Consider the following 18,645-nt stretch of genomic DNA (forward strand, 5'->3'; position numbering starts at 1 on the left):
TCTCGAACAGGACAGTGAAACAAACCAGCGCCGATGATAGTATAGTCCCTATGCGAAAGTAGGTCATCGCCAAACTCTTTATTACAAACCTCCTGCTAATAATCTATATTCGCAGGAGGTTTTGCTTTTTTTTTCATTGCGTAATAAACCGTTAATTTAGATTAGAATGCTTGCGAAACTTGATGTAGCAGCATATCATGTTCGACTTTCTGATTTTGTATTTCTATTTCAAATGTCTATTGAATTTCAAAATGTTGCTTTTGCCTATGGTGACCGACCGATTTTGCATAATGTGAATTTTTCCATTGAACAGGGGAAATTTGCGGCGATTATGGGTGGCTCGGGCAGTGGCAAAACAACGTTGATGAGATTGATTACAGGGCAGCTATCGCCCACTTCTGGCACAATTTTAATCAATGGCGAAAATTTAGCCGATTTTTCCGCTGCTCGTTTGCGCGAACATCGCCGCAAAATGGGCGTGCTGTTCCAGCATGGCGCATTGTTTACCGATTTGAATGTGTATGACAACATCGCTTTCCCAATGCGCGAACTCACGCAGTTGCCCGAAGAAGTGATTCGGTATTTGGTGATTCTAAAATTACACGCGGTGGGTTTGCGTGGCGCAGAAAAATTGATGCCAGCGGAATTGTCGGGTGGTATGGCTCGGCGCGTGGCTTTGGCGCGGACGATTGCGCTTGACCCTGATTTGATTTTGTATGACGAGCCGTTCACAGGGCTTGACCCGATTTCTTTGGGCGTGATTGCTCATTTGATTCATCGTGCAAATAAGGCGTTACGCTCAACCAGCATCATGGTTACGCATGATGTGGGGCATTCTTTGCAACTGGTGGATCAGATTATTTTTTTGGCGAATGGCGAAATTTTGTTTTCTGGCTCGCCACAAGAAATGGAGCAGTCGGATTCGGAATGGATACGTCAGTTTGTGCAAGGTTTGCCTAATGGGCCGGTGGCGTTCCGTTATCCAGCAGAGACGACTTTGAAGCAGGATTTGTTATAGTGAAGTGAAATCGCAATATGACTGCGTTACCAACGCCCTTATGTGCTATTCGCACACTGCGGATGTTGTCGCCTTGTCCTATTTTTATTTCACTTCACTATATATGCTTAAATAAAAAGTGCAGGCTGTTCTTACTGCTTACCATTGCCCTTTTTGATTTTTTGATGATTAGTTATGAACATAATTCAAACAGTTGGCGCAAAAACCTTGGGCTTTATTCGCATTTTGGGTGCGGTGGTTTTGTTTTTGTGCAACATTCTTTTTTTATTGCCGCAATCGTTGTTGCGCCTGCGATTGGTTATCCGCCAAATGTATTTTTCGGGCGTGCTGTCGGTGCTGATTATTGCGGTGTCGGGCTTGTTTGTCGGCATGGTTTTGGGTTTGCAGGGCTACACGCAGTTGGCAAAATTCAAGTCGGCTGATGTGTTGGGCTTTATGGTGGCGGCATCGTTGCTGCGTGAACTCGGACCTGTGTTAGCGGCGATTTTGTTTGCCAGCAGCGCAGGGGGCGCGATGACCAGTGAAATCGGCTTGATGAAAACAACCGAACAGCTAGAAGCGATGAAAGTCATGGCAGTGAACCCTATTGCGCGAGTGGTTGCACCACGTTTTTGGGCAGGATTTTTGTCTATGCCGTTGCTGGCGAGCATTTTCAATGTGGCAGGTATCGTGGGCGCGTATTTGATTGGCGTGCAATGGCTGGAGCTGGACGCTGGCATTTTTTGGTCTAATATGCAAAATGGCATCACGTTGTCGTACGATGTGGTCAATGGCTTGATTAAATCGCTGTGTTTTGGCGTGGCGGTGTCGTTGATTTCGGTGTATCAAGGTTTTCATTGTACGCCGACTGCGGAAGGAATTTTACGTGCCAGCACGCGCACGGTGGTGGCTTCATCGCTCACGGTGTTGGCATTGGATTTTGTTTTGACTGCGTTTATGTTCACCGCATAAGTGCAGGCTGCTTTGGAAATGGTATCAAACATGAAAAAAAGTATTTTGGAATTTTGGGTTGGTTTATTTGTGCTACTGGGCTTTGTAGCGGTGGCGATTTTGGCGTTTCGCGTGGCTGGTGGTCAAACGGCGTTTGGCGGACAGAGCAACACTTATACCGTGTATGCTCAATTTGAAGACATTGGCGGACTCAAACCGCAAGCACCGATTAAAACCGCAGGCGTGTTGGTTGGACGTGTACACAGCATTGAATTGGACACGCAAAGTTTCCAAGCCAAAGTGCGTATGGATTTGGATAAACAATACCAATACAGTGTAGATGCGAGTGCGAAAATTTTGACTTCGGGTTTACTGGGCGAGCAATATATTGGCTTGGAAAACGGTGGCGAAGAAGATAAATTGCGCGAAGGCGATACGCTCACTTTGACGACTTCGGCGGTGGTGTTGGAAAACTTAATCAACAAATTTGTAAACAATTTTATTAACAAGGAAGAGCAGCCTGCACCTGCATCGGCAGAATAAAAAGCAGCCTGCAATTTAAATCACACAAACGAAAGGCATAAACATGAACACAAAACAAATCGTAGCGGCATTGAGCGCAAGCGTGTTGAGCATCAATTTGGCTTGGGCGACTCCGCAACAAGCGGTGGAACAAGTGCGCGGCAATGCAACGCAAGTGTTGAACATTTTAAAACAAGCCAATGGCAGCAACGATGCAGCCGTTCGCAAACAAGCGGAAGACTACGCCATGCCGTATTTTGACTTTGCTTTGATGACGCGCTTGGCGGTTAGCTCGCATTGGAGCAAGGCAAGCGAAGCACAAAAACAAACGCTGGTAGCGGAATTTCGCAAAATGCTGATTCGCGTGTATGCAGGTCAAATGTTGCGCTACAAAAACGCGCAAGTTGATGTAAAAAGCAACGCAATCAGCAAAGATGGCGGCAGCTTGTTGCGCGGTAAACAAATTGTAGAAGTTCGCGCCACAATTAAGCCAACCAGCGGTTCGCCTGTTGAAGCCGTGTTCAGCACCTATCAAGACGGTGGCAAATACCGCGTGTTCAACGTGTCGTTTGAAGGCGTGTTCAAATTGGTAGAAAGCCAACGCCAGCAATTCAAACCGATTTTGGATAGCAAAGGCATTGACGGCTTGATTGCGGAACTTAAAGCGAAAAATGGTAGCAAATAATGCGTAGCGAAGTGCGCGAACAATGCGTGTATGTGGCGGGTGATGTGAGTGTCCAAACCTTGAATAGCGGTGCGTACCGCGAATTTTTGCAACAGTGCAGGCTGCCTAATATTCAAACTGTGGATTTTTCGGGCGTAGAGCGTGCCGATTCGGCGTGTTTGGCGTTGATTTTGCAAGCATTGCGCCAAAGCAGACAAAGCAGCCTGCACATTCAGGCATTGCCCGAATCGGTGCAATTATTGGCACAATTATATGAGGTGGAAGAATGGCTCGTTCATTAGTATATCGTTTGATTTTGGTGGCAACGCTGGCTGCTGCGCCTGTGGTTCATGCCGACAATACGCGCGACCCGTATCAGGGATACAATCGTGCCATGTTCAAGTTCAACGATGCTGCCGACCGCTATGTGATGAGTCCCGTAGCGCGTGCCTATCGCACCGTTACGCCCAAGCCTGCTCGCAGCGCGATTGGCAATTTTTTCAATAATCTGCGCGATGTAAACAGCTTTGCCAGCAACGTTTTGCGTGGCGATGTAGAAAAAGCAGGCACAGACTTCATGCGTGTGGCAATTAACACCACTTTTGGCTTGGGCGGATTGATTGATATTGCAGGCGCGGCAGGTATGCCCAATAATAAAAGCACTTTGGGCGACACGTTTGCATCGTGGGGTTGGAAAGACAGCAATTATTTTGTGATGCCGTTGATTGGACCGACCACTGTACGCGATGCCTTGGGTTCAAGCGTTACCACTGTTTATTCGGTTGAGCAACCCTTGTTCCCCAAAGAAGCGGTGCGTTATTCGTTGATGGGCGCGAAAGCAGTTGATGGACGCGAGCGTTTATTGGACGCAACCGATGCGCTAGACGATATGGCATTGGACAAATACACCGCCATGCGCGACACTTATATCGCCATTCGCAACAAACAACTGGGTGTAGAAAATCCCGATAGCAACGAAGAATTAATCGATCCCGAAGCCAACTGGCAAGAGCAGCCTGCAAGCGCATCTGCCCCCGCCGCACAATAAGGAGCGTTATTATGTATGAAGTCAATCGCAGCGTATTTATCGTGATTCCGCAAGAGCCGTTTTGGGCGTGGCTCAACGACTTGCCCGACATGGATTTGGACGGCATGACGTTGGCAGACTTGCAAGAAGACGCCAATTCCTATCTGATTCGCCCGTGCGACAACGCCGATGAAGTGTGGGACGAAATCGAAGAGCGCGTCGAAGAAATCTTTGCCGCCGAGCTTGCCGATTGGTGCACAGACGAAAGCGAATGGCCCGACCTGTTGCCCGAAATCTTCCAAGAATGGTTCGCGATAGAACTATCCAGCATCGTAACCGATTTGAGCAGCGAGCCTTTGCAACGAGAAGCCTTTGAAGACATTGTGCTTTCATGATTGCCAAGCAGCCTGCACCCCTAATCATTTCGGTGCTGAACTATCATTTAGACGGCTATGCCCATGTGAACAACGCCCGCTATCTAGAATTTTTGGAAGCGGCGCGTTGGCATTTTTTTGCCGAACACAATCTGCTGCCCGATTTACGTTTGGCGCAACTGGTCGTGTCTCGCACCGATATACGCTATCACAAAGCCGCCTGTTTGGGCGATGTGTTGCACATTCACAGCCAAATAAGCAGCCTGCAATCGCGGCAAATTGTGTTGTCGCAGCGCATTGAATTTGCCGATACGCAACAAATCTGTGCCACTGCCGACATCACACTCATGCCCACCAGCGCAAACGGCAAAATATGCAGGCTGCCTGACGCGCTGTTGCTTTGCTTAACCAACCTAATGGAATCATCATGAAAAAAATTGGCGTTGTTGCCGTTGTACTTTTGATTATTGGCTTGATTGGGTTCACGCTCAAACCATCGTATCCAGCCGCGCCCGCCTTTTCTCTGCCCGATTTACAAGGCAAAGTGGTGGACAACAGCAGCTTGAATAACCGCGTTACGCTCATCAATTTTTGGTTTCCGTCCTGCCCAGGTTGCGTAACCGAAATGCCCAAGCTCATTCAAATGGCAAAAGACTATCAAGGCAAAGATTTTCAAATTTTGGGGATTGCCGTACCTGTGGACGCAGAAGCCGCCGTGCGCGAATACGCCCAACAACGCCAGTTGCCCTTTATCGTGATGTTTGACGCGCAAAAGACCGCCACACAAAGTTTTATCAAAACCGAGTTGTATCCCACCAGCGTGTTGATTAACAAACGTGGTGAAATCCTGCAAACATTTGTGGGCGAACCCAATTTTGCTGATTTATATAAAACCGTGGATACGGAATTGGCGAAGTAAAATACATAAAAAGCAGCCTGCACTTTTCATCAACAAAAAGTGCAGGCTGCTTTTTATTTTGCGCGATTTATTCCGCTGTGTCCGTTGCCGTTTCCGCTTTCGCCACCGTTACCATAGCAGGGCGCAACACGCGGTCGTGCAGCGTGTAGCCTTTTTTGAGCGTGCTAACAATGCTACCAGCCGCTTGTTCTGGCGCGTCCACTTCCTGCATCGCTTGATGTTGATGCGGATTGAGCGAATCGCCTTTTGCTGATGCAATTTCCTTAATCTGCACCGCTTCAAACGCCTTGTTCAATTCGTTCAACGTCATGCTCACGCCCATTTTGAGCGTGTCAAAATTGCCACTTTGGTCTAGCAAAGCCATTTCCAAATAGTCTTTAACGCTCAACATTTCGCCAGCAAAACGCTGTGCCGCAAATTTGTGAGCAGCCTGCAATTCTTCTTGATGACGGCGGCGCAAGTTTTGTTCGTTTGCCAAACCGCGCAATTTTTCGTCTTGCAACATGCCTTCCAATTCGGCGGCGCGTGCTTGCCATTCTTCCATTGTGGTTGGCTCGGTGCTGGCGTTTTCGGCATCAACGATTTCTGGTTCTGGGTTTTGGTTTGCTTCGGTCATATTTTTACCTTGTTTGGATTTGAAAAAAGAGAATGTCATAACAGTCAGAATATAGGGTAAACAAAAAGATTTTCAAGATTTGGGCGTATGAAGCGGTGTTCACACGCCCTGAAATTTAATTCACTATATGTTGGATTACACTTCTGTCAGAACATTGGCAATGTCATGCAGTTTTCGTCTTGCCAAGGCAAGTGTGCCGCGTTCTTTGCTCAACACAAAATAAATAAACACGCCTTCTAAATGGGGGCAGGGCATCAAAATGTGGTATTGCGTTTCCAGCGTAATCAAAAAGTCTTCAATATGCTCGGTAATGCCCAGCGCGCGCATGATTTTTTGTTTGGCGTGATAAAGTTCTGTGTTGCCAGCCGATGCGTATTCCAAATCGATGCCGCGTCCTTCTGCGCCCAACATAAAACCGTTGCTGGAATCGACAATAGAACTCGCCACCGCGCCTTCAATCAACATAATTTCTTTTAATGCAGTATTTAGATTCATGATTATTTTCTCCAAAGTAAAACAAACTACAAGGTGTGATTATAGCGCAAAAGTGCAGGCTGCTTTGGTTTAATCCGCTTGCGTGCGAAAGTCTGCCGTAAAGGTTTGTTGATTGACCTGCCACTTCACTTGCCAATCGTGTCGCCCAGCCACGCATACAGGCAAATACACGCCGTTTACGCGCCATGTGCCGTTGGCTTGTTTACGCAATTCAAAGCGGTTGAAGCCCATGTCCATGTCTTTCATTTGGAACGATGCGCTGATGCTTTGCACCGAATCGGGAACGTGGCTGGCTTCAATCGCAAACGGCGATTTATTGCTGCCCACACCCACCAAATGGAACACGGCATCGCCCAAAAACGGACAGCCCATTTGTGCGACATCGCAAGCAGCCTGCACTTTTGCTGATGCGGTTGCAGGCTGCTTTTGTTGCCACCATATCAATGCCGCCACTTTAATCGCCGCAAACAGCAGAAATGCTACACCCACCAACAACCATTTTTTTTGATTCATAACAAACGCCTAGCGGTTAAACAAACGATTTAGCACCGCTTCAATATCCGCTTTGACTTCGGGTTTTTCGCGGTTGCTGTTGATGACGGCATAACGCTCGGGTGCATGTTGAGCGCGTTGCAAATAGGCTTCACGCACACGCGCAAAAAACGCGGGGTCTTCTTGCTCAAAGCGGTCTTTTTGGCGGCTGCCTTCAATTCGCGCCACCGATACTTCCAACGGCACGTCCAAAATAAAGGTCAAATTGGGGCGTAAATCGTCTTGCACCCATTGTTCTAGCTGCTGAATTTTGTCGTATGCCAAACCGCGTCCGCCACCTTGATAGGCAAAAGTCGCATCGGTAAAACGGTCGCTAACAACGTGTGTGCCAGATGCCAGCGCAGGCAAAATCACGTCTTCCAAATGCTGACGACGCGCGGCAAACATCATCAAAGCTTCGGTGTGCAACGATACTTGGCTGCTGGGGGTGAGCAAGATGTTGCGTAGCTGTTCGCCCAGCGGTGTGCCACCAGGTTCGCGTGTAAACAAAACGGGCAGTTGTTGCGCGGCGAACCAATCGCGAATCACGTTTAATTGCGTGGTTTTACCTGCGCCGTCGATGCCGTCTAGCGTAATAAATTGTGCATTCATGGTGTTATCTCTCCTAACGATGCGCTATTGTAGCAAAAAAGAATGCTTTGTTATAAAATGTAAGCCATGTATAGATTTTTTTAACCCCCTCCACAAAGGATAGCACTATGTTCCCAGAATACCGCGATTTGATTTCTGAATTAAAACAAAGCGACGCGCATTTTGCTCGTTTGTTCAACGAACACAACGAATTGGACGACAAAATCACTGGCTTGGAAAACAATTCTGTGACCAGTTCGTCTGCCGAAGAAGAAATTCATGTTTTGAAACACAAAAAATTGGCTCTGAAAGATGAGTTGTATGTGATTTTGCAAAAAGCAGCACAAAAAGCTTAAATCATAAACAAAGCAGCCTGCACTTTTTATTGAAAGTGCAGGCTGCTTTTTTGTGTTTATGGTTTAAAACTGAAATTTGCTTGGTTTTTTGGCTTTGGCAGTCAAAGGTGTAACCAAAGTATCAAACAAAGTTTTTTGGCTGAATTCGTTGCCATTGCGTGTGATTTGCAAGCAGCGTTGTACTGGCTCGCCACCGACTACCACCACCAAACGTCCGCCATCGGCAAGCTGTTGTTTTAACTGCTCTGGCACTTCGGGTAAGCTGCCGCCTACATAAATCGCATCGTATTTGGCTTCGGGTTGGCTGTTGGCAAAACCGTCTTCTGCTACAAATTGAATGTTGTCAAAATTAAGCGATTGCAACACGGCTTGTGCGCGAGACAGTTGTTGCTCGTCCACATCGTAGGTTTGTACGCTGTCTACCAAAGTCGCTAACACGGCGGTGGCATAGCCCGAACCTGTGCCAATTTCCATCACGCGGTCAGTTTTGCTCAACGTCAAACCTTGCACCATACGCGCAACGATTTTGGGTTCTAACATCATGCTGCCGTTGTCCAATTTGAGCGGCAAATCGGCATAGGCATAGCCTTGTTGTTCTTTGCTAACAAACAATTCGCGTGGAATGCTTTCCAGCGCGTCCAGCAAATCAAAATCCAAAACGTCCCAAGGGCGAATTTGCTGTTCTACCATATTAAAGCGAGCTTTGTTGAAGTCCATGTTGTGTTCTCTGTGGCTGTGTTAAATGGGCGCAATTATAACGGTTTATCTACTGCTTGTGTTGGACTAGCCAATCTTGCAGCCGTGTCATTGCGCTGCTTTGGGCGAATAAGTTTTGCTGCCATTGCTGGGTGACTTGTTGCCACACGTCAAAATGTTGTAACAAAGTGGCAAAACATTCGGCGCGATGCGTGTCGGACAAATTGTGTGCACCATTGAGTTCGCCCGATAATGCCGCAAAAGCAGCCTGCACTTTTTCGTGTTGATTGCGCCAAACAGGTGTCCAAAAAGCGTCCAGTTTATCCAAATGTGCCATTTCGTCTTGTGGATAAATGTGCCACAAAAACGGTTTGCCCGATAATTGTGCGCGAACAAAGCTGTCTTCGCCGCGAATAATCAGCGCGTCTGCCGCCCACAATAGCGTGTCAAACTGCGCTTGCGGCACAAAATCTTGCGGCAATAAGTGCAGGCTGCCTGCGCGGTGTTCGTGAGGTTCGGCTTGGCTGGTGTAGCCGCTTTGATACAGGCTTTGGAACACGGGTTTGCCTGCAATGTGTAGTGTGATTTTTTGTGGCTGTGCCGATAAAGTTTTGCACCATTTTGTCCAAACGGGGCTTTGGTAGCCAAACACAAAAAAGTTCAGGCTGCTTTTTTGGGGCGATTGAGTTGGCGCGAACCATTTAGCTTGCTGTTGTTTGTAATCCGATTCGCGCAACAAACCGCCACTTTGCGGCACAAATCCCATTTGCCAAAAATATTTCGCGCTGCCGTTGGCTTGCAGGCTAGGCATGGCGTGGGTGCGGATTGCCCAATCTTCCGCGCTTAAATATTCCCAGTTTAGCCACACGGGGCGGTGCGTTTCAATGACGCGTAACACGCTATCGGGCAAATCGCAAGCAAAGGTTTCAATAATCAAATCGGGCGCAAAAGCAGCCTGCACATCATCGGCATGGCTGCCTGCTTGCCAATGGTGCAAATGAATGTGCTGGTGTGTGCAGGGCAGGGCGTTGGGCGCGTCTGGCACAATGGCGCGAAGTGCAGCCAAATCGTCCAGCCACAAATGCACGGTGTAGCCCAGCTCGGTGTGCAGTTGTTGTGCCAGCCGCCACGACACGCCAATGTCGCCAAAGTTGTCAATGACGGTGCAAAATAGCCAGCAGGTTTTTGGGGGGGATGTGGTCATGATGTTTTTTTGTGGGATAGAAGTTGCAGGCTGCTTTTTTGGTTTATTTGGGTATTGGATTTTGCTGTGAAAATTTGTGGATTGGGGTGTGATTCAACAAAAGCAGCCTGCACTTGCGTCGCTAGATATAGACCTGAACACGCAGTTGATAAATTTGCAATTTTAAATTGCGTGTTATTGATTATGGTTGTTACAAATGCACAGTTTAAAAATTCACAGTTAATGAATACATTTTGTTCCATGAACGTACCGCGAAAAGAACTTGAATAAAATTTGATATTTACAACTTTTTGATGAAATATTTCATATCGATGAAAATTAAAGTTACTGATAACAGAAGATTTATCTGAAATTAAGGTTGCAAAATCTCTTTCATCATTTTGATGTAGTGATTTATTTATATCTGAAAGTAATTTTTCAATTTTATCAAGTATCATCATTCCCACCAGTTTATATGGTCGTGTTGAATATTTTAAAGAAATTCTTGGTTTAGTGAACCGACAGCAATATTTCAAGCAGCCTGCACAATTCATATGCAGGCTGCTTTGTTCATCAATCATTCAAATTCACAGAATGCTCGCGCGTTTCATGGAAAACAATGTCTTTCCAGCGTTCTTGCGTCAAATTCAAATTTACACGATTGGGCGCGAGATACGCCAAATTGCCGCCAGCATCAATCGCCAAGTTCGCTGCATTTGCCTTTTCAAATTCCGCCAATTTCTTTTTGTCATCGCACGAAACCCAACGCGCTGACCACACCGACACATTGTCAAACACCGCTTCCACGCCGTATTCCGCCGCCAAACGCGCCGTAACCACTTCAAATTGCAACACGCCCACCGCTCCCAAAATCAAATCCGCGCCCGAATGCGGTTTAAACACCTGCACCGCGCCTTCTTCACCAAGCTGTTGCAAGCCTTTTTGCAACTGTTTCATTTTCAACGGATTTTTAATTCGCACGCTGCGGAACAATTCAGGCGCGAAAAACGGAATGCCTGTAAACGCCAACTGTTCGCCTTCCGAAAAACTGTCGCCAATCTGAATGTTACCGTGATTCGGAATGCCGATAATGTCGCCTGCAAACGCCTCTTCCACCAACTCGCGGTCATGCGACATAAACGTCACCACGCTGCTCGCGCTGATGTCGCGGTTAATGCGTAAGTGCTTGATTTTCATGCCGCGCTCAAATTTACCCGAACACACGCGCAAAAACGCAATGCGGTCACGGTGTTTAGGGTCCATATTCGCTTGAATTTTAAAGATAAAGCCTGAAAATTTTGGCTCGTCAGGTTGCACGTCGCGCACCGTTGCATGGCGCGGTTTCGGTGCAGGTGCCCAATCAATCAATGAATTGAGAATTTCTTGCACGCCAAAATTATTAATCGCTGAACCGAAAAACACAGGGGTTAATTCGCCAGCCAAAAATTCTTCCAAGTTAAATTCGTTTGACGCTGCCTGAACCAATTCAATTTCATCGCGTAACTGTTGGATTTCCAACGGAAAACGCGCTGCCAATTCAGGATTATCAATCCCTTTGATGATGTCAAATTCGTGTGGCAATTTCTCGCCACCTGCTTCAAACAAATAAATTTCATCGTTCAAAATGTGGTACACGCCTTTGAAATTTTTGCCCATGCCGATGGGCCAAGTAACTGGCGCACAACGGATTTGCAACACATTTTCCACTTCGTCCAACAATTCCAAACTGTCGCGCACTTCGCGGTCGTATTTGTTCATAAAAGTAACAATCGGCGTATTTCGCATACGGCAAACGTTCAACAATTTAATCGTTTGCGCTTCCACGCCTTTTGCCGCGTCAATCACCATCAACGCGCTGTCCACCGCCGTTAATACGCGGTAAGTGTCTTCCGAAAAGTCTTGGTGTCCGGGCGTGTCCAACAAATTGACAACGTGGTCTTTGTAGTCAAATTGCATCACGGAAGACGCAACAGAAATGCCGCGTTGTTGCTCGATTTCCATCCAGTCGGATGTGGCGAATTTGCCTGTTTTTTTGCCTTTTACCGTGCCTGCGCTTTGGATTGCGCCTGAAAACAGCAACAGTTTTTCGGTTAATGTGGTTTTACCTGCGTCAGGGTGGGAAATAATGGCAAATGTGCGGCGTTTGCGGAATTGTTCTAGGATTTCGGACATGGTGTTCTCGTTTAATTCAATCAAAAATATATGTATAGTGAATTAAATTTAGATTAGTACAGCGTTGCCAACTCCCTTGTGTACTAGATGTACACGGCGGTCGTTGTCGCCTTGTCCTAATCTAAATTTAATCCACTATAAAAAAGCAGCCTGCACATGAAAACAGGCTGCAATGGTGCGTATTATAAAACAAAGCAGCCTGCACACGAAATGACTAATGTGCAGGCTGCTTTTTATATCCAAGCAGCCTGCACATTGTCGGCTTACTACAACCGATTTTTTTCTATATTTATCAAAGTCAATCAGCCAATTAAGCGCAATCGCAGCCTTTTTTCATTGTCGCTGTCGGTAAAACCCTTTATGATACGAGCGTTTTTTATACCAATATTTTTAAAGGATTTTTTATGCCTGCTCTTGTTGAATTAGTGAATATCCACGGACACCGCATTTATGTCAGCACAGACCACATTCGCCGCCTAGAACCGCGTGGCGAAGACCCACACACCACTTTGGTTACATACAGCGCAGGCGACAGCGAACGTGCTTTTGAAGTAGAAGGCTATATTGACGATATTGCCGACTTTTTGAACGAGCAAATGCGCTAAATCAAAAAGCAGCCTGCACTTTATCTATGCAAACGAGTAGCCCATTATGCTGCTCGTTTTTTTGTTTACCCAACACCGCTGCAAAATCGCTATAATCGCACATCTTTAAAATATCACAATAAAACCACTGCTATGACTGCTACGCCACTTTTGGACACCATTCAATCCCCCCAAGATTTACGCCAACTTTCGGCATCCCAGTTGCCGAAAGTTGCTCATGAATTGCGCGAATTTCTGTTAGACAGCGTAGGCAAAACAGGCGGACATTTCGCCAGCAATTTGGGCGTGATTGAGCTGACCATTGCGCTACATTATGTTTACAACACGCCCGAAGACCATTTGGTTTGGGACGTGGGGCATCAATCGTATCCACACAAAGTCTTAACAGGGCGCAAAAATCGCATGGACAGCATTCGTCAATTTGGCGGACTGGCTGGCTTTCCCAAACGCAGCGAAAGCGAATACGATGATTTTGGCGTTGGGCATTCGTCCACGTCTATTGGCGCGGCTTTGGGCATGGCGGTGGCAAATCAATTATCGGGCAGCGCAGCGCGTAGTGTCGCGATTATTGGCGATGGCGCAATGACGGCAGGTCAGGCGTTTGAAGCGTTGAACTGCGCTGGCGATATGGACGTGAATTTATTGGTGATTTTGAACGACAACGAAATGTCTATTTCGCCCAATGTTGGCGCGTTGCCCAAATATTTGGCGCGAAACGTGATGCGTGATTGGCGCGATATTTTGCACGAAATCAAACATCACTCTAATAAAGTGTTGGACAAATTGCCCACGCCTGTGAAAGAAATGGCAGAAAAAGCCGAAACCAAATTCAAAGCAATCGCCAGCGAAGGCGAACACATCAAGCATTCTTTGTCGCTGTTTGAAAACTTTGGTTTTGAATACACAGGCGCGATTGATGGACACAATTTGCCACAACTGATTGAAGTATTAAAAGATTTACGCCAGCGCAAAGGGCCGCAACTGCTGCACATCATCACCAAAAAAGGTCAGGGTTACAAACTTGCCGAAAACGACCCAGTCAAATACCACGCGATTGGCAAGCAGCCTGCACCTGCGGCAAACGCGCCCACCGCCAGCCAACCGCGTCCCACCTACACCCAAATATTCGGGCAATGGTTGTGCGACCAAGCGGCTGCCGATGAAAAATTGGTGGCAATCACGCCAGCCATGCGCGAAGGCAGCGGTTTGGTGGAATTTGAACAGCAATTCCCCACACGTTATTTTGATGTCGGCATTGCCGAGCAACACGCGATTACCTTTGCCGCAGGTTTGGCAACGCAAGGCGTTAAGCCCGTTGTGGCGATTTATTCTACCTTTTTACAACGTGGCTACGACCAACTGTTGCACGATGTCGCGCTGCAAAACTTGCCTGTTTTGTTTGCGATTGACCGTGCAGGCATTGTGGGCGCAGACGGCCCGACCCACGCAGGCGCATACGATTTGAGCTTTTTGCGTTGCGTACCCAATATGGTCATCGCCGCGCCCAGCGATGAAAACGAATGCCGTTTGCTGCTTTCCACTTGCTATCAGCTGAATCAACCGACTGCGGTGCGTTATCCACGCGGTTCGGGCTGTGGCGCAGCGGTGGAGCGCGATTTACAAACCGTGCCAGTGGGCAAAGGCATCGTCCGCAAACAAGGCGAAAAAGTGGCGATTTTGGCGTTTGGTAGCATGGTGCAGGCTGCTTTGGGCGTGGCAGACGCGCTCAACGCCACCGTTGCCGATATGCGATTTGTGAAACCATTAGACGTTGATTTAATTGGACAACTGGCGCAATCGCACGATTATTTGGTTTGCGTAGAAGAAAACGCCGAAATGGGCGGAGCAGGCAGCGCGGTGTTGGAAGTGTTGGCACAAAATGGCTGGTATAAGCCGACTTTATTGTGCGCGATTCCCGACATCGTTACCGAGCATGGCGACAGTCATATTTTGCTAGACCAAATTGGATTAAGCCAAAGCAGCCTGCAACAACGGATTAGCGATTGGTTAAATGTGCAGGCTGCTTGATATAGCCCCCAGTTATAAACCAAAGCCACACAAATTCTTTTTATTTTGCGCGTCAATGCCGTATAGTTGCCGCATCTTTATTTTGGACGACAGCAGGAGTACACACAATGAACATCGCCAATAGCATTACCGATTTAATCGGCAACACCCCTTTGGTAGAACTCAAAACTTTGGGCAAAGATTTACCCGCTCGCGTGGTTGCCAAACTGGAATTTTTCAACCCAGGTAGCAGCGTTAAAGACCGCATTGCCGCCGCCATGATTGAAACTGCCGAACGCGAAGGCAAAATCAAACCCAACACCATTATTGTTGAGCCAACTTCGGGCAACACAGGCATTGGCTTGGCAATGGTTTGCGCGGCAAAAGGCTATAAATTGGTCATCACCATGCCCGAAAGCATGAGTAAAGAACGCCGTATGCTGTTGCGCGCCTTTGGTGCAGAATTGGTTTTGACCCCAGCCGCAGAAGGCATGGGCGGCGCGATTGCCAAAGCCGAAGAGTTCGTCAAAAGTAATCCAGATGTGTACTTCATGCCGCAGCAATTTGAAAACGCAGCCAACCCAGAAGTACACCGCCAAACCACAGGCGAAGAAATTTGGCGTGATACCGATGGCGCAGTAGATATTTTTGTGGCAGGCGTTGGCACAGGCGGCACATTAACAGGCGTAGGCGAAACGCTAAAAGCCAAAAAAGACAGTGTGCAAGTGTTTGCGGTAGAACCCGAAGCATCGCCCGTGTTGAGCGGTGGTCAAAAAGGCCCGCACCCCATTCAAGGCATTGGCGCAGGCTTTATCCCCAAAAACTTGAATACCGATATTTATGACGGCATTGTGCAAGTGCCAAACGATGCGGCTTTTGCAACGGCTCGCGCCATGGCAGAAAAAGAAGGTATTTTGGTTGGTATTTCGTCAGGTGCGGCGGTTTGGTCAGCCTTGCAACTGGCGGCAAAACCTGAAAACGCAGGCAAATTGATTGTGGTGCTGTTGCCGTCTTATGGCGAGCGTTATTTGTCTACGCCATTGTTTGCGGATTTGGCTTGATACTTATCCATAAAACTAATTTGCTTTTCTGAATAAGTATTGTCATTTGGTTGATAAAAAGTGCAGGCTGCTTTTGAGCGATTTCAAAAGCAGCCTGCACTTTATTTTTGTTTACCCTGTTGCCATTGCCACGCCAGCCATATCGCGCTCAACATAACTTTGTTGCGCCAACTCATTGACCGCATCGCCAACGACAAAGCAGAACGCGAAGTAAACAAGCGCGTTAAATGTTGTCCGCCCCACAGCATTTGTACCAAATTATCCTGTTGAGAAGCAGCCTGCATTTGCGTGGCGCGTAATTTCAATCTTGCCAACTCACATTGCAAGCGCAATAACTCACGCTCTTGGTCGGCATTGTATTTTTGCGGTTTATTCATGATTGGACTCGCTATTTGTGCCGATGATTCGTACCCAGTCTTGTTGCATATCGTTCAAGGTTTGCCCTACGCGCTCATTGCTGCGTCGCCAGTACATTGGAATCGCCCAAACCAAGCCAATCGCCGCGATTAAGCACGCCGTCATCAATCCAAAAAACACCCAAATTTTGGCTTGTGGCGACAAAATCACGTTTAAGCCAAACAGTAATGCCAGCAACGCCACCAGCAGCAATACCAAGGCGGCAACCGCCAACACGACAATCCGAATGCAATCGCCCAGTTGTCCTTGCACGTCTAGGCGCAATAATTGCAAACGCAGCCACAGTAAATGACCGCCTTGCTGCCATCTGGCTTTCCAGAGCCGATATTCTTTTTGAATACTCAATGCCTTATCCTTTCGTGTTTGGGGTTTGTTTTTACGATAACCTATTCTTGAATATCAATCAAGCACTTACTTGGTTAAGTTATATGTAAAACTTATTTAACACGGTTGATGATGTTGTTTGATATGGCGCAAACAATAGGTTATAACAAGACTATTTGCACTAGTATCGACTATGCCAAAATAGCAACATAAAGTTGTTCTAATAACGAGAAAAGAGACCAATATGAACTGGACAGAAGTTTTAGGCTATGTTGCCATGGTGATTGTAGCTACATCATTCTTATTAAAAGATATGTTGACGTTGCGAATTGTGAATGCTGTGGGTTGTTTGTGCTTTGTGGTGTATGGCTTTATGACGGGTGCGATGCCTGTTGTGGGGCTGAATTTACTGGTAAGCGGCATCAATATTTATCATGCGTACAACATTTTGCGTGCGAAAAAATAAGTCAATTCATCATTAAAGCAGCCTGCATTTTGAAAGTGCAGGCTGCTTTTGAATCAAACCATTATTCCGACTCTTCAAACCCAACCACTTCCAAGCCAAAGCCAGTCAAGCCATTCATATTAGACGGCTTGCCCAGCACGCGCATTTTGCTGACATTTAAGCCAGCCAAAATCTGTGCGCCAATGCCATAGGTTTTTCTGTCCCATTTTTTGACCTGAAAACTGTTTTTCGGCAAGGTGCGTTCCAGCAACGCGCTACCGTCTTCGGTGCGGTGCAACAGAATAATCACGCCCGATTCGGCTGCTTGAATGCGCGTGAGTGCGGCGGGCAAATTCCACGAGTGATTCGGATCAAACTGAATAAAATCCATTGCGCTAAACGGTTCATGCACGCGCACCAGCGTTTCGGCGGCGGTTGCAGGCTGCCCTTTAACCAACGCTAAATGCGTGTCGCCGTTTAATTTGTCTACATAAACGTGCTGTTGGAAATCGCCCCACGGTGTATGCACGGTTGTGTCGCCCATTTCTTCCAGCAGGCTTTCAGTTTTGCTGCGGTATTCAATCAAGTCGGCGATTGTGCCGATTTTTAAGCCGTGTTGTTCGGCAAACTGCACCAATTCGGGCATACGCGCCATGGTGCCGTCATCGTTTAGGATTTCGCAAATCACGCCTGCGCCAGCCAATCCAGCCATTTGCGCCAAATCTACTGCCGCTTCGGTGTGTCCTGCACGTACCAACACGCCGCCTTTTTGGGCACGAAGTGGAAAAATATGCCCAGGTTGCACAATGTCTTCGGGCTGCACGTTTTGCGATACAGCCGTTTGAATGGTGTGAGCGCGGTCGGCAGCGGAAATGCCTGTGCTGATGCCGTTTGCCGCTTCAATGGAAACGGTGAAGTTTGTGCCGTATTGTGCGCCGTTTTTTTGCGTCATCATCGGCAAACCCAAGCGGTCAATCAATTTATTTTCCATGGGCAAACACACCAAACCACGCGCGTGTTTAATCATAAAATTGATGGCTTCTGGCGTAACAAATTGCGCTGCCATCACGATATCGCCTTCGTTTTCGCGGTCTTCGGCATCGGTGATGATGACCATTTTGCCTGCTTTGATGTCGGCGATAATGTCGGAAATAGGGGAAATGTGCATGATGTTGCTCCTTGGTAGGTGAATCGGCAAAGCTCAAAACGAGTGGTATTTTACGCTATTTGGGTGGATTTTTGGCGATGCGATATCGATTCAAAGCAGCCTGCAATCAATATAGTGAATTAAATTTAGATTAGTACCGCGTTGCCAACTCCTTTATGTACTAGCTGTACACGGCGGTCGTTGTCGCCTTGTCCTAATCTAAATTTAATCCACTATATTTGTTTGATTAAACTTCCTGCAAAACAATGATTTTTTTGTCGTAAGGTGGGATTTATCCCAGACCTGACAAGTTTTAAATAATAGCCACAATACGGTCAATGCGATTCGCAAAACGAGCTAACCATGGTTTCCAAGATTTGTAACCGTAAAGCCGTACTATGTTTAACACTAAACTAAATACCTGTATTCACAAACAACTATTTGATAAATTTTAATATTTGTGAAATATACCCTAGTTTAACAAAATTTTCAGCAGATAAATTCGTCTGCTCAAAATCTTTTGCTAAACGTCGAGACCAACCTAA

General features: G+C 47.0%; 25 protein-coding genes. 14 read left to right on the forward strand and 11 right to left on the reverse strand.

Features of this window, described 5'->3' with window-relative positions; translation table 11 throughout:
- The first annotated feature begins 232 nt into the window (after nucleotides 1-232).
- From BQ5809_RS06230 to BQ5809_RS06270, 9 genes are all read left to right on the forward strand, one after another.
- On the forward strand, nucleotides 233-1,018 hold the full coding sequence (locus BQ5809_RS06230; protein WP_032827755.1) for an ABC transporter ATP-binding protein: 786 nt from the start codon (nucleotides 233-235) through the stop codon (nucleotides 1,016-1,018).
- A 174-nt stretch (nucleotides 1,019-1,192) separates the two neighbouring features.
- Nucleotides 1,193-1,969: a lipid asymmetry maintenance ABC transporter permease subunit MlaE gene (gene mlaE / locus BQ5809_RS06235; protein ID WP_003787106.1), complete on the forward strand. Its 777-nt coding sequence runs from the start codon at nucleotides 1,193-1,195 to the stop codon at nucleotides 1,967-1,969.
- Nucleotides 1,970-1,999: 30 nt separating this feature from the next.
- Nucleotides 2,000-2,491 carry an outer membrane lipid asymmetry maintenance protein MlaD gene (gene mlaD, locus BQ5809_RS06240; protein WP_003789037.1) on the forward strand — a complete coding sequence of 164 codons (492 nt, stop codon included), beginning with the start codon at nucleotides 2,000-2,002 and terminating at the stop codon, nucleotides 2,489-2,491.
- A gap of 43 nt (nucleotides 2,492-2,534) precedes the next feature.
- Nucleotides 2,535-3,155: an MlaC/ttg2D family ABC transporter substrate-binding protein gene (locus BQ5809_RS06245; RefSeq protein WP_003787111.1), complete on the forward strand. Its 621-nt coding sequence runs from the start codon at nucleotides 2,535-2,537 to the stop codon at nucleotides 3,153-3,155.
- Nucleotides 3,155-3,436 (forward strand): STAS domain-containing protein, encoded by a 282-nt coding sequence (locus BQ5809_RS06250; protein WP_003787116.1) that lies wholly within the window; start codon nucleotides 3,155-3,157, stop codon nucleotides 3,434-3,436. The genes BQ5809_RS06245 and BQ5809_RS06250 overlap by 1 nt, the downstream gene beginning before the upstream one ends.
- Nucleotides 3,421-4,182 (forward strand): MlaA family lipoprotein, encoded by a 762-nt coding sequence (locus tag BQ5809_RS06255; RefSeq protein ID WP_003787118.1) that lies wholly within the window; start codon nucleotides 3,421-3,423, stop codon nucleotides 4,180-4,182. Before BQ5809_RS06250 ends, BQ5809_RS06255 begins: the two co-directional genes overlap by 16 nt.
- 11 nt (nucleotides 4,183-4,193) lie before the next feature.
- Nucleotides 4,194-4,556 carry a hypothetical protein gene (locus BQ5809_RS06260; RefSeq protein ID WP_003787119.1) on the forward strand — a complete coding sequence of 121 codons (363 nt, stop codon included), beginning with the start codon at nucleotides 4,194-4,196 and terminating at the stop codon, nucleotides 4,554-4,556.
- The gene (locus BQ5809_RS06265; RefSeq protein ID WP_003787120.1) at nucleotides 4,553-4,966 is read left to right on the forward strand and encodes an acyl-CoA thioesterase; all 414 of its coding nucleotides are present in this window, start codon (nucleotides 4,553-4,555) and stop codon (nucleotides 4,964-4,966) included. The genes BQ5809_RS06260 and BQ5809_RS06265 overlap by 4 nt, the downstream gene beginning before the upstream one ends.
- Entirely contained in the window at nucleotides 4,963-5,454 is a 492-nt protein-coding gene (locus tag BQ5809_RS06270; RefSeq protein WP_003787122.1) for a TlpA family protein disulfide reductase, read from the forward strand. The genes BQ5809_RS06265 and BQ5809_RS06270 overlap by 4 nt, the downstream gene beginning before the upstream one ends.
- A 67-nt stretch (nucleotides 5,455-5,521) precedes the next feature.
- Here BQ5809_RS06270 and grpE read toward each other — a convergent pair whose 3' ends face one another.
- From grpE to tmk, 4 genes are all read right to left on the reverse strand, one after another.
- Nucleotides 5,522-6,070, reverse strand: a complete 549-nt coding sequence (grpE, locus tag BQ5809_RS06275) for a nucleotide exchange factor GrpE (protein WP_032827756.1) — start codon at nucleotides 6,068-6,070, stop codon at nucleotides 5,522-5,524.
- Between the two features lie 135 nt (nucleotides 6,071-6,205).
- Nucleotides 6,206-6,565: a hypothetical protein gene (locus tag BQ5809_RS06280; RefSeq protein ID WP_003787127.1), complete on the reverse strand. Its 360-nt coding sequence runs from the start codon at nucleotides 6,563-6,565 to the stop codon at nucleotides 6,206-6,208.
- A 69-nt stretch (nucleotides 6,566-6,634) separates the two neighbouring features.
- Nucleotides 6,635-7,078 carry a hypothetical protein gene (locus tag BQ5809_RS06285; protein ID WP_003787129.1) on the reverse strand — a complete coding sequence of 148 codons (444 nt, stop codon included), beginning with the start codon at nucleotides 7,076-7,078 and terminating at the stop codon, nucleotides 6,635-6,637.
- 9 nt (nucleotides 7,079-7,087) lie between these two features.
- Nucleotides 7,088-7,708, reverse strand: coding sequence for a dTMP kinase (tmk, locus tag BQ5809_RS06290; protein WP_003787130.1), 621 nt, complete (start codon nucleotides 7,706-7,708; stop codon nucleotides 7,088-7,090).
- A 107-nt stretch (nucleotides 7,709-7,815) separates the two neighbouring features.
- Here tmk and BQ5809_RS06295 point away from each other — a divergent pair, with 107 nt between their 5' ends.
- A complete protein-coding gene (locus BQ5809_RS06295; protein ID WP_003787133.1) occupies nucleotides 7,816-8,043 on the forward strand; it encodes an HP1242/YdcH family protein in 228 nt (75 codons plus the stop codon).
- Between the two features lie 63 nt (nucleotides 8,044-8,106).
- On the opposite strand, the gene BQ5809_RS06300 is transcribed toward BQ5809_RS06295, so the two are convergent.
- The 4 genes from BQ5809_RS06300 to BQ5809_RS06315 are packed head-to-tail and all read right to left on the reverse strand — an operon-like array spanning nucleotide 8,107 to nucleotide 12,094.
- The gene (locus tag BQ5809_RS06300) at nucleotides 8,107-8,760 is read right to left on the reverse strand and encodes a protein-L-isoaspartate O-methyltransferase family protein (protein ID WP_003787135.1); all 654 of its coding nucleotides are present in this window, start codon (nucleotides 8,758-8,760) and stop codon (nucleotides 8,107-8,109) included.
- Between the two features lie 49 nt (nucleotides 8,761-8,809).
- Complete coding sequence (earP, locus tag BQ5809_RS06305; protein WP_003787137.1) at nucleotides 8,810-9,943, reverse strand: elongation factor P maturation arginine rhamnosyltransferase EarP; 1,134 nt, start codon at nucleotides 9,941-9,943, stop codon at nucleotides 8,810-8,812.
- Entirely contained in the window at nucleotides 9,940-10,503 is a 564-nt protein-coding gene (locus BQ5809_RS06310; protein ID WP_231954154.1) for a hypothetical protein, read from the reverse strand. The genes earP and BQ5809_RS06310 overlap by 4 nt, the downstream gene beginning before the upstream one ends.
- Nucleotides 10,496-12,094: a peptide chain release factor 3 gene (locus BQ5809_RS06315; protein WP_003787140.1), complete on the reverse strand. Its 1,599-nt coding sequence runs from the start codon at nucleotides 12,092-12,094 to the stop codon at nucleotides 10,496-10,498. Before BQ5809_RS06315 ends, BQ5809_RS06310 begins: the two co-directional genes overlap by 8 nt.
- A gap of 404 nt (nucleotides 12,095-12,498) precedes the next feature.
- Between BQ5809_RS06315 and BQ5809_RS06325 the strand changes: the two genes are divergently transcribed.
- From BQ5809_RS06325 to cysK, 3 genes are all read left to right on the forward strand, one after another.
- Nucleotides 12,499-12,699 carry a hypothetical protein gene (locus BQ5809_RS06325; RefSeq protein WP_003787143.1) on the forward strand — a complete coding sequence of 67 codons (201 nt, stop codon included), beginning with the start codon at nucleotides 12,499-12,501 and terminating at the stop codon, nucleotides 12,697-12,699.
- A 132-nt stretch (nucleotides 12,700-12,831) separates the two neighbouring features.
- A complete protein-coding gene (gene dxs, locus BQ5809_RS06330; RefSeq protein WP_003787146.1) occupies nucleotides 12,832-14,727 on the forward strand; it encodes a 1-deoxy-D-xylulose-5-phosphate synthase in 1,896 nt (631 codons plus the stop codon).
- A 107-nt stretch (nucleotides 14,728-14,834) separates the two neighbouring features.
- Nucleotides 14,835-15,767, forward strand: coding sequence for a cysteine synthase A (gene cysK / locus BQ5809_RS06335; RefSeq protein ID WP_003787149.1), 933 nt, complete (start codon nucleotides 14,835-14,837; stop codon nucleotides 15,765-15,767).
- Between the two features lie 101 nt (nucleotides 15,768-15,868).
- Here cysK and BQ5809_RS06340 read toward each other — a convergent pair whose 3' ends face one another.
- Both BQ5809_RS06340 and BQ5809_RS06345 read right to left on the reverse strand, forming a co-directional pair.
- Nucleotides 15,869-16,144, reverse strand: a complete 276-nt coding sequence (locus BQ5809_RS06340) for a hypothetical protein (RefSeq protein WP_003787151.1) — start codon at nucleotides 16,142-16,144, stop codon at nucleotides 15,869-15,871.
- On the reverse strand, nucleotides 16,137-16,529 hold the full coding sequence (locus BQ5809_RS06345) for a phage holin family protein (RefSeq protein ID WP_003787153.1): 393 nt from the start codon (nucleotides 16,527-16,529) through the stop codon (nucleotides 16,137-16,139). Before BQ5809_RS06345 ends, BQ5809_RS06340 begins: the two co-directional genes overlap by 8 nt.
- A 223-nt stretch (nucleotides 16,530-16,752) precedes the next feature.
- Between BQ5809_RS06345 and BQ5809_RS06350 the strand changes: the two genes are divergently transcribed.
- A complete protein-coding gene (locus BQ5809_RS06350) occupies nucleotides 16,753-16,974 on the forward strand; it encodes a YgjV family protein (protein WP_003787155.1) in 222 nt (73 codons plus the stop codon).
- Nucleotides 16,975-17,035: 61 nt separating this feature from the next.
- Here BQ5809_RS06350 and ribBA read toward each other — a convergent pair whose 3' ends face one another.
- Nucleotides 17,036-18,121 (reverse strand): bifunctional 3,4-dihydroxy-2-butanone-4-phosphate synthase/GTP cyclohydrolase II, encoded by a 1,086-nt coding sequence (gene ribBA / locus BQ5809_RS06355; RefSeq protein WP_003787157.1) that lies wholly within the window; start codon nucleotides 18,119-18,121, stop codon nucleotides 17,036-17,038.
- Nucleotides 18,122-18,645 lie beyond the last annotated feature (524 nt).

The sequence above is a fragment of the Kingella kingae ATCC 23330 genome (assembly GCF_900111845.1).
Lineage (GTDB): Bacteria > Pseudomonadota > Gammaproteobacteria > Burkholderiales > Neisseriaceae > Kingella > Kingella kingae.

Bases quoted from the DNA above. Each gene is read 5' to 3' on its own strand.
- BQ5809_RS06230 (WP_032827755.1), top strand. From the start codon at position 233: ATGTCTATTGAATTTCAAAATGTTGCTTTTGCCTATGGTGACCGACCG.
- mlaE (WP_003787106.1), top strand. From the start codon at position 1,193: ATGAACATAATTCAAACAGTTGGCGCAAAAACCTTGGGCTTTATTCGC.
- mlaD (WP_003789037.1), top strand. From the start codon at position 2,000: ATGAAAAAAAGTATTTTGGAATTTTGGGTTGGTTTATTTGTGCTACTG.
- BQ5809_RS06245 (WP_003787111.1), top strand. From the start codon at position 2,535: ATGAACACAAAACAAATCGTAGCGGCATTGAGCGCAAGCGTGTTGAGC.
- BQ5809_RS06250 (WP_003787116.1), top strand. From the start codon at position 3,155: ATGCGTAGCGAAGTGCGCGAACAATGCGTGTATGTGGCGGGTGATGTG.
- BQ5809_RS06255 (WP_003787118.1), top strand. From the start codon at position 3,421: ATGGCTCGTTCATTAGTATATCGTTTGATTTTGGTGGCAACGCTGGCT.
- BQ5809_RS06260 (WP_003787119.1), top strand. From the start codon at position 4,194: ATGTATGAAGTCAATCGCAGCGTATTTATCGTGATTCCGCAAGAGCCG.
- BQ5809_RS06265 (WP_003787120.1), top strand. From the start codon at position 4,553: ATGATTGCCAAGCAGCCTGCACCCCTAATCATTTCGGTGCTGAACTAT.
- BQ5809_RS06270 (WP_003787122.1), top strand. From the start codon at position 4,963: ATGAAAAAAATTGGCGTTGTTGCCGTTGTACTTTTGATTATTGGCTTG.
- grpE (WP_032827756.1), bottom strand. From the start codon at position 6,070: ATGACCGAAGCAAACCAAAACCCAGAACCAGAAATCGTTGATGCCGAA.
- BQ5809_RS06280 (WP_003787127.1), bottom strand. From the start codon at position 6,565: ATGAATCTAAATACTGCATTAAAAGAAATTATGTTGATTGAAGGCGCG.
- BQ5809_RS06285 (WP_003787129.1), bottom strand. From the start codon at position 7,078: ATGAATCAAAAAAAATGGTTGTTGGTGGGTGTAGCATTTCTGCTGTTT.
- tmk (WP_003787130.1), bottom strand. From the start codon at position 7,708: ATGAATGCACAATTTATTACGCTAGACGGCATCGACGGCGCAGGTAAA.
- BQ5809_RS06295 (WP_003787133.1), top strand. From the start codon at position 7,816: ATGTTCCCAGAATACCGCGATTTGATTTCTGAATTAAAACAAAGCGAC.
- BQ5809_RS06300 (WP_003787135.1), bottom strand. From the start codon at position 8,760: ATGGACTTCAACAAAGCTCGCTTTAATATGGTAGAACAGCAAATTCGC.
- earP (WP_003787137.1), bottom strand. From the start codon at position 9,943: ATGACCACATCCCCCCCAAAAACCTGCTGGCTATTTTGCACCGTCATT.
- BQ5809_RS06310 (WP_231954154.1), bottom strand. From the start codon at position 10,503: ATGATTGATGAACAAAGCAGCCTGCATATGAATTGTGCAGGCTGCTTG.
- BQ5809_RS06315 (WP_003787140.1), bottom strand. From the start codon at position 12,094: ATGTCCGAAATCCTAGAACAATTCCGCAAACGCCGCACATTTGCCATT.
- BQ5809_RS06325 (WP_003787143.1), top strand. From the start codon at position 12,499: ATGCCTGCTCTTGTTGAATTAGTGAATATCCACGGACACCGCATTTAT.
- dxs (WP_003787146.1), top strand. From the start codon at position 12,832: ATGACTGCTACGCCACTTTTGGACACCATTCAATCCCCCCAAGATTTA.
- cysK (WP_003787149.1), top strand. From the start codon at position 14,835: ATGAACATCGCCAATAGCATTACCGATTTAATCGGCAACACCCCTTTG.
- BQ5809_RS06340 (WP_003787151.1), bottom strand. From the start codon at position 16,144: ATGAATAAACCGCAAAAATACAATGCCGACCAAGAGCGTGAGTTATTG.
- BQ5809_RS06350 (WP_003787155.1), top strand. From the start codon at position 16,753: ATGAACTGGACAGAAGTTTTAGGCTATGTTGCCATGGTGATTGTAGCT.
- ribBA (WP_003787157.1), bottom strand. From the start codon at position 18,121: ATGCACATTTCCCCTATTTCCGACATTATCGCCGACATCAAAGCAGGC.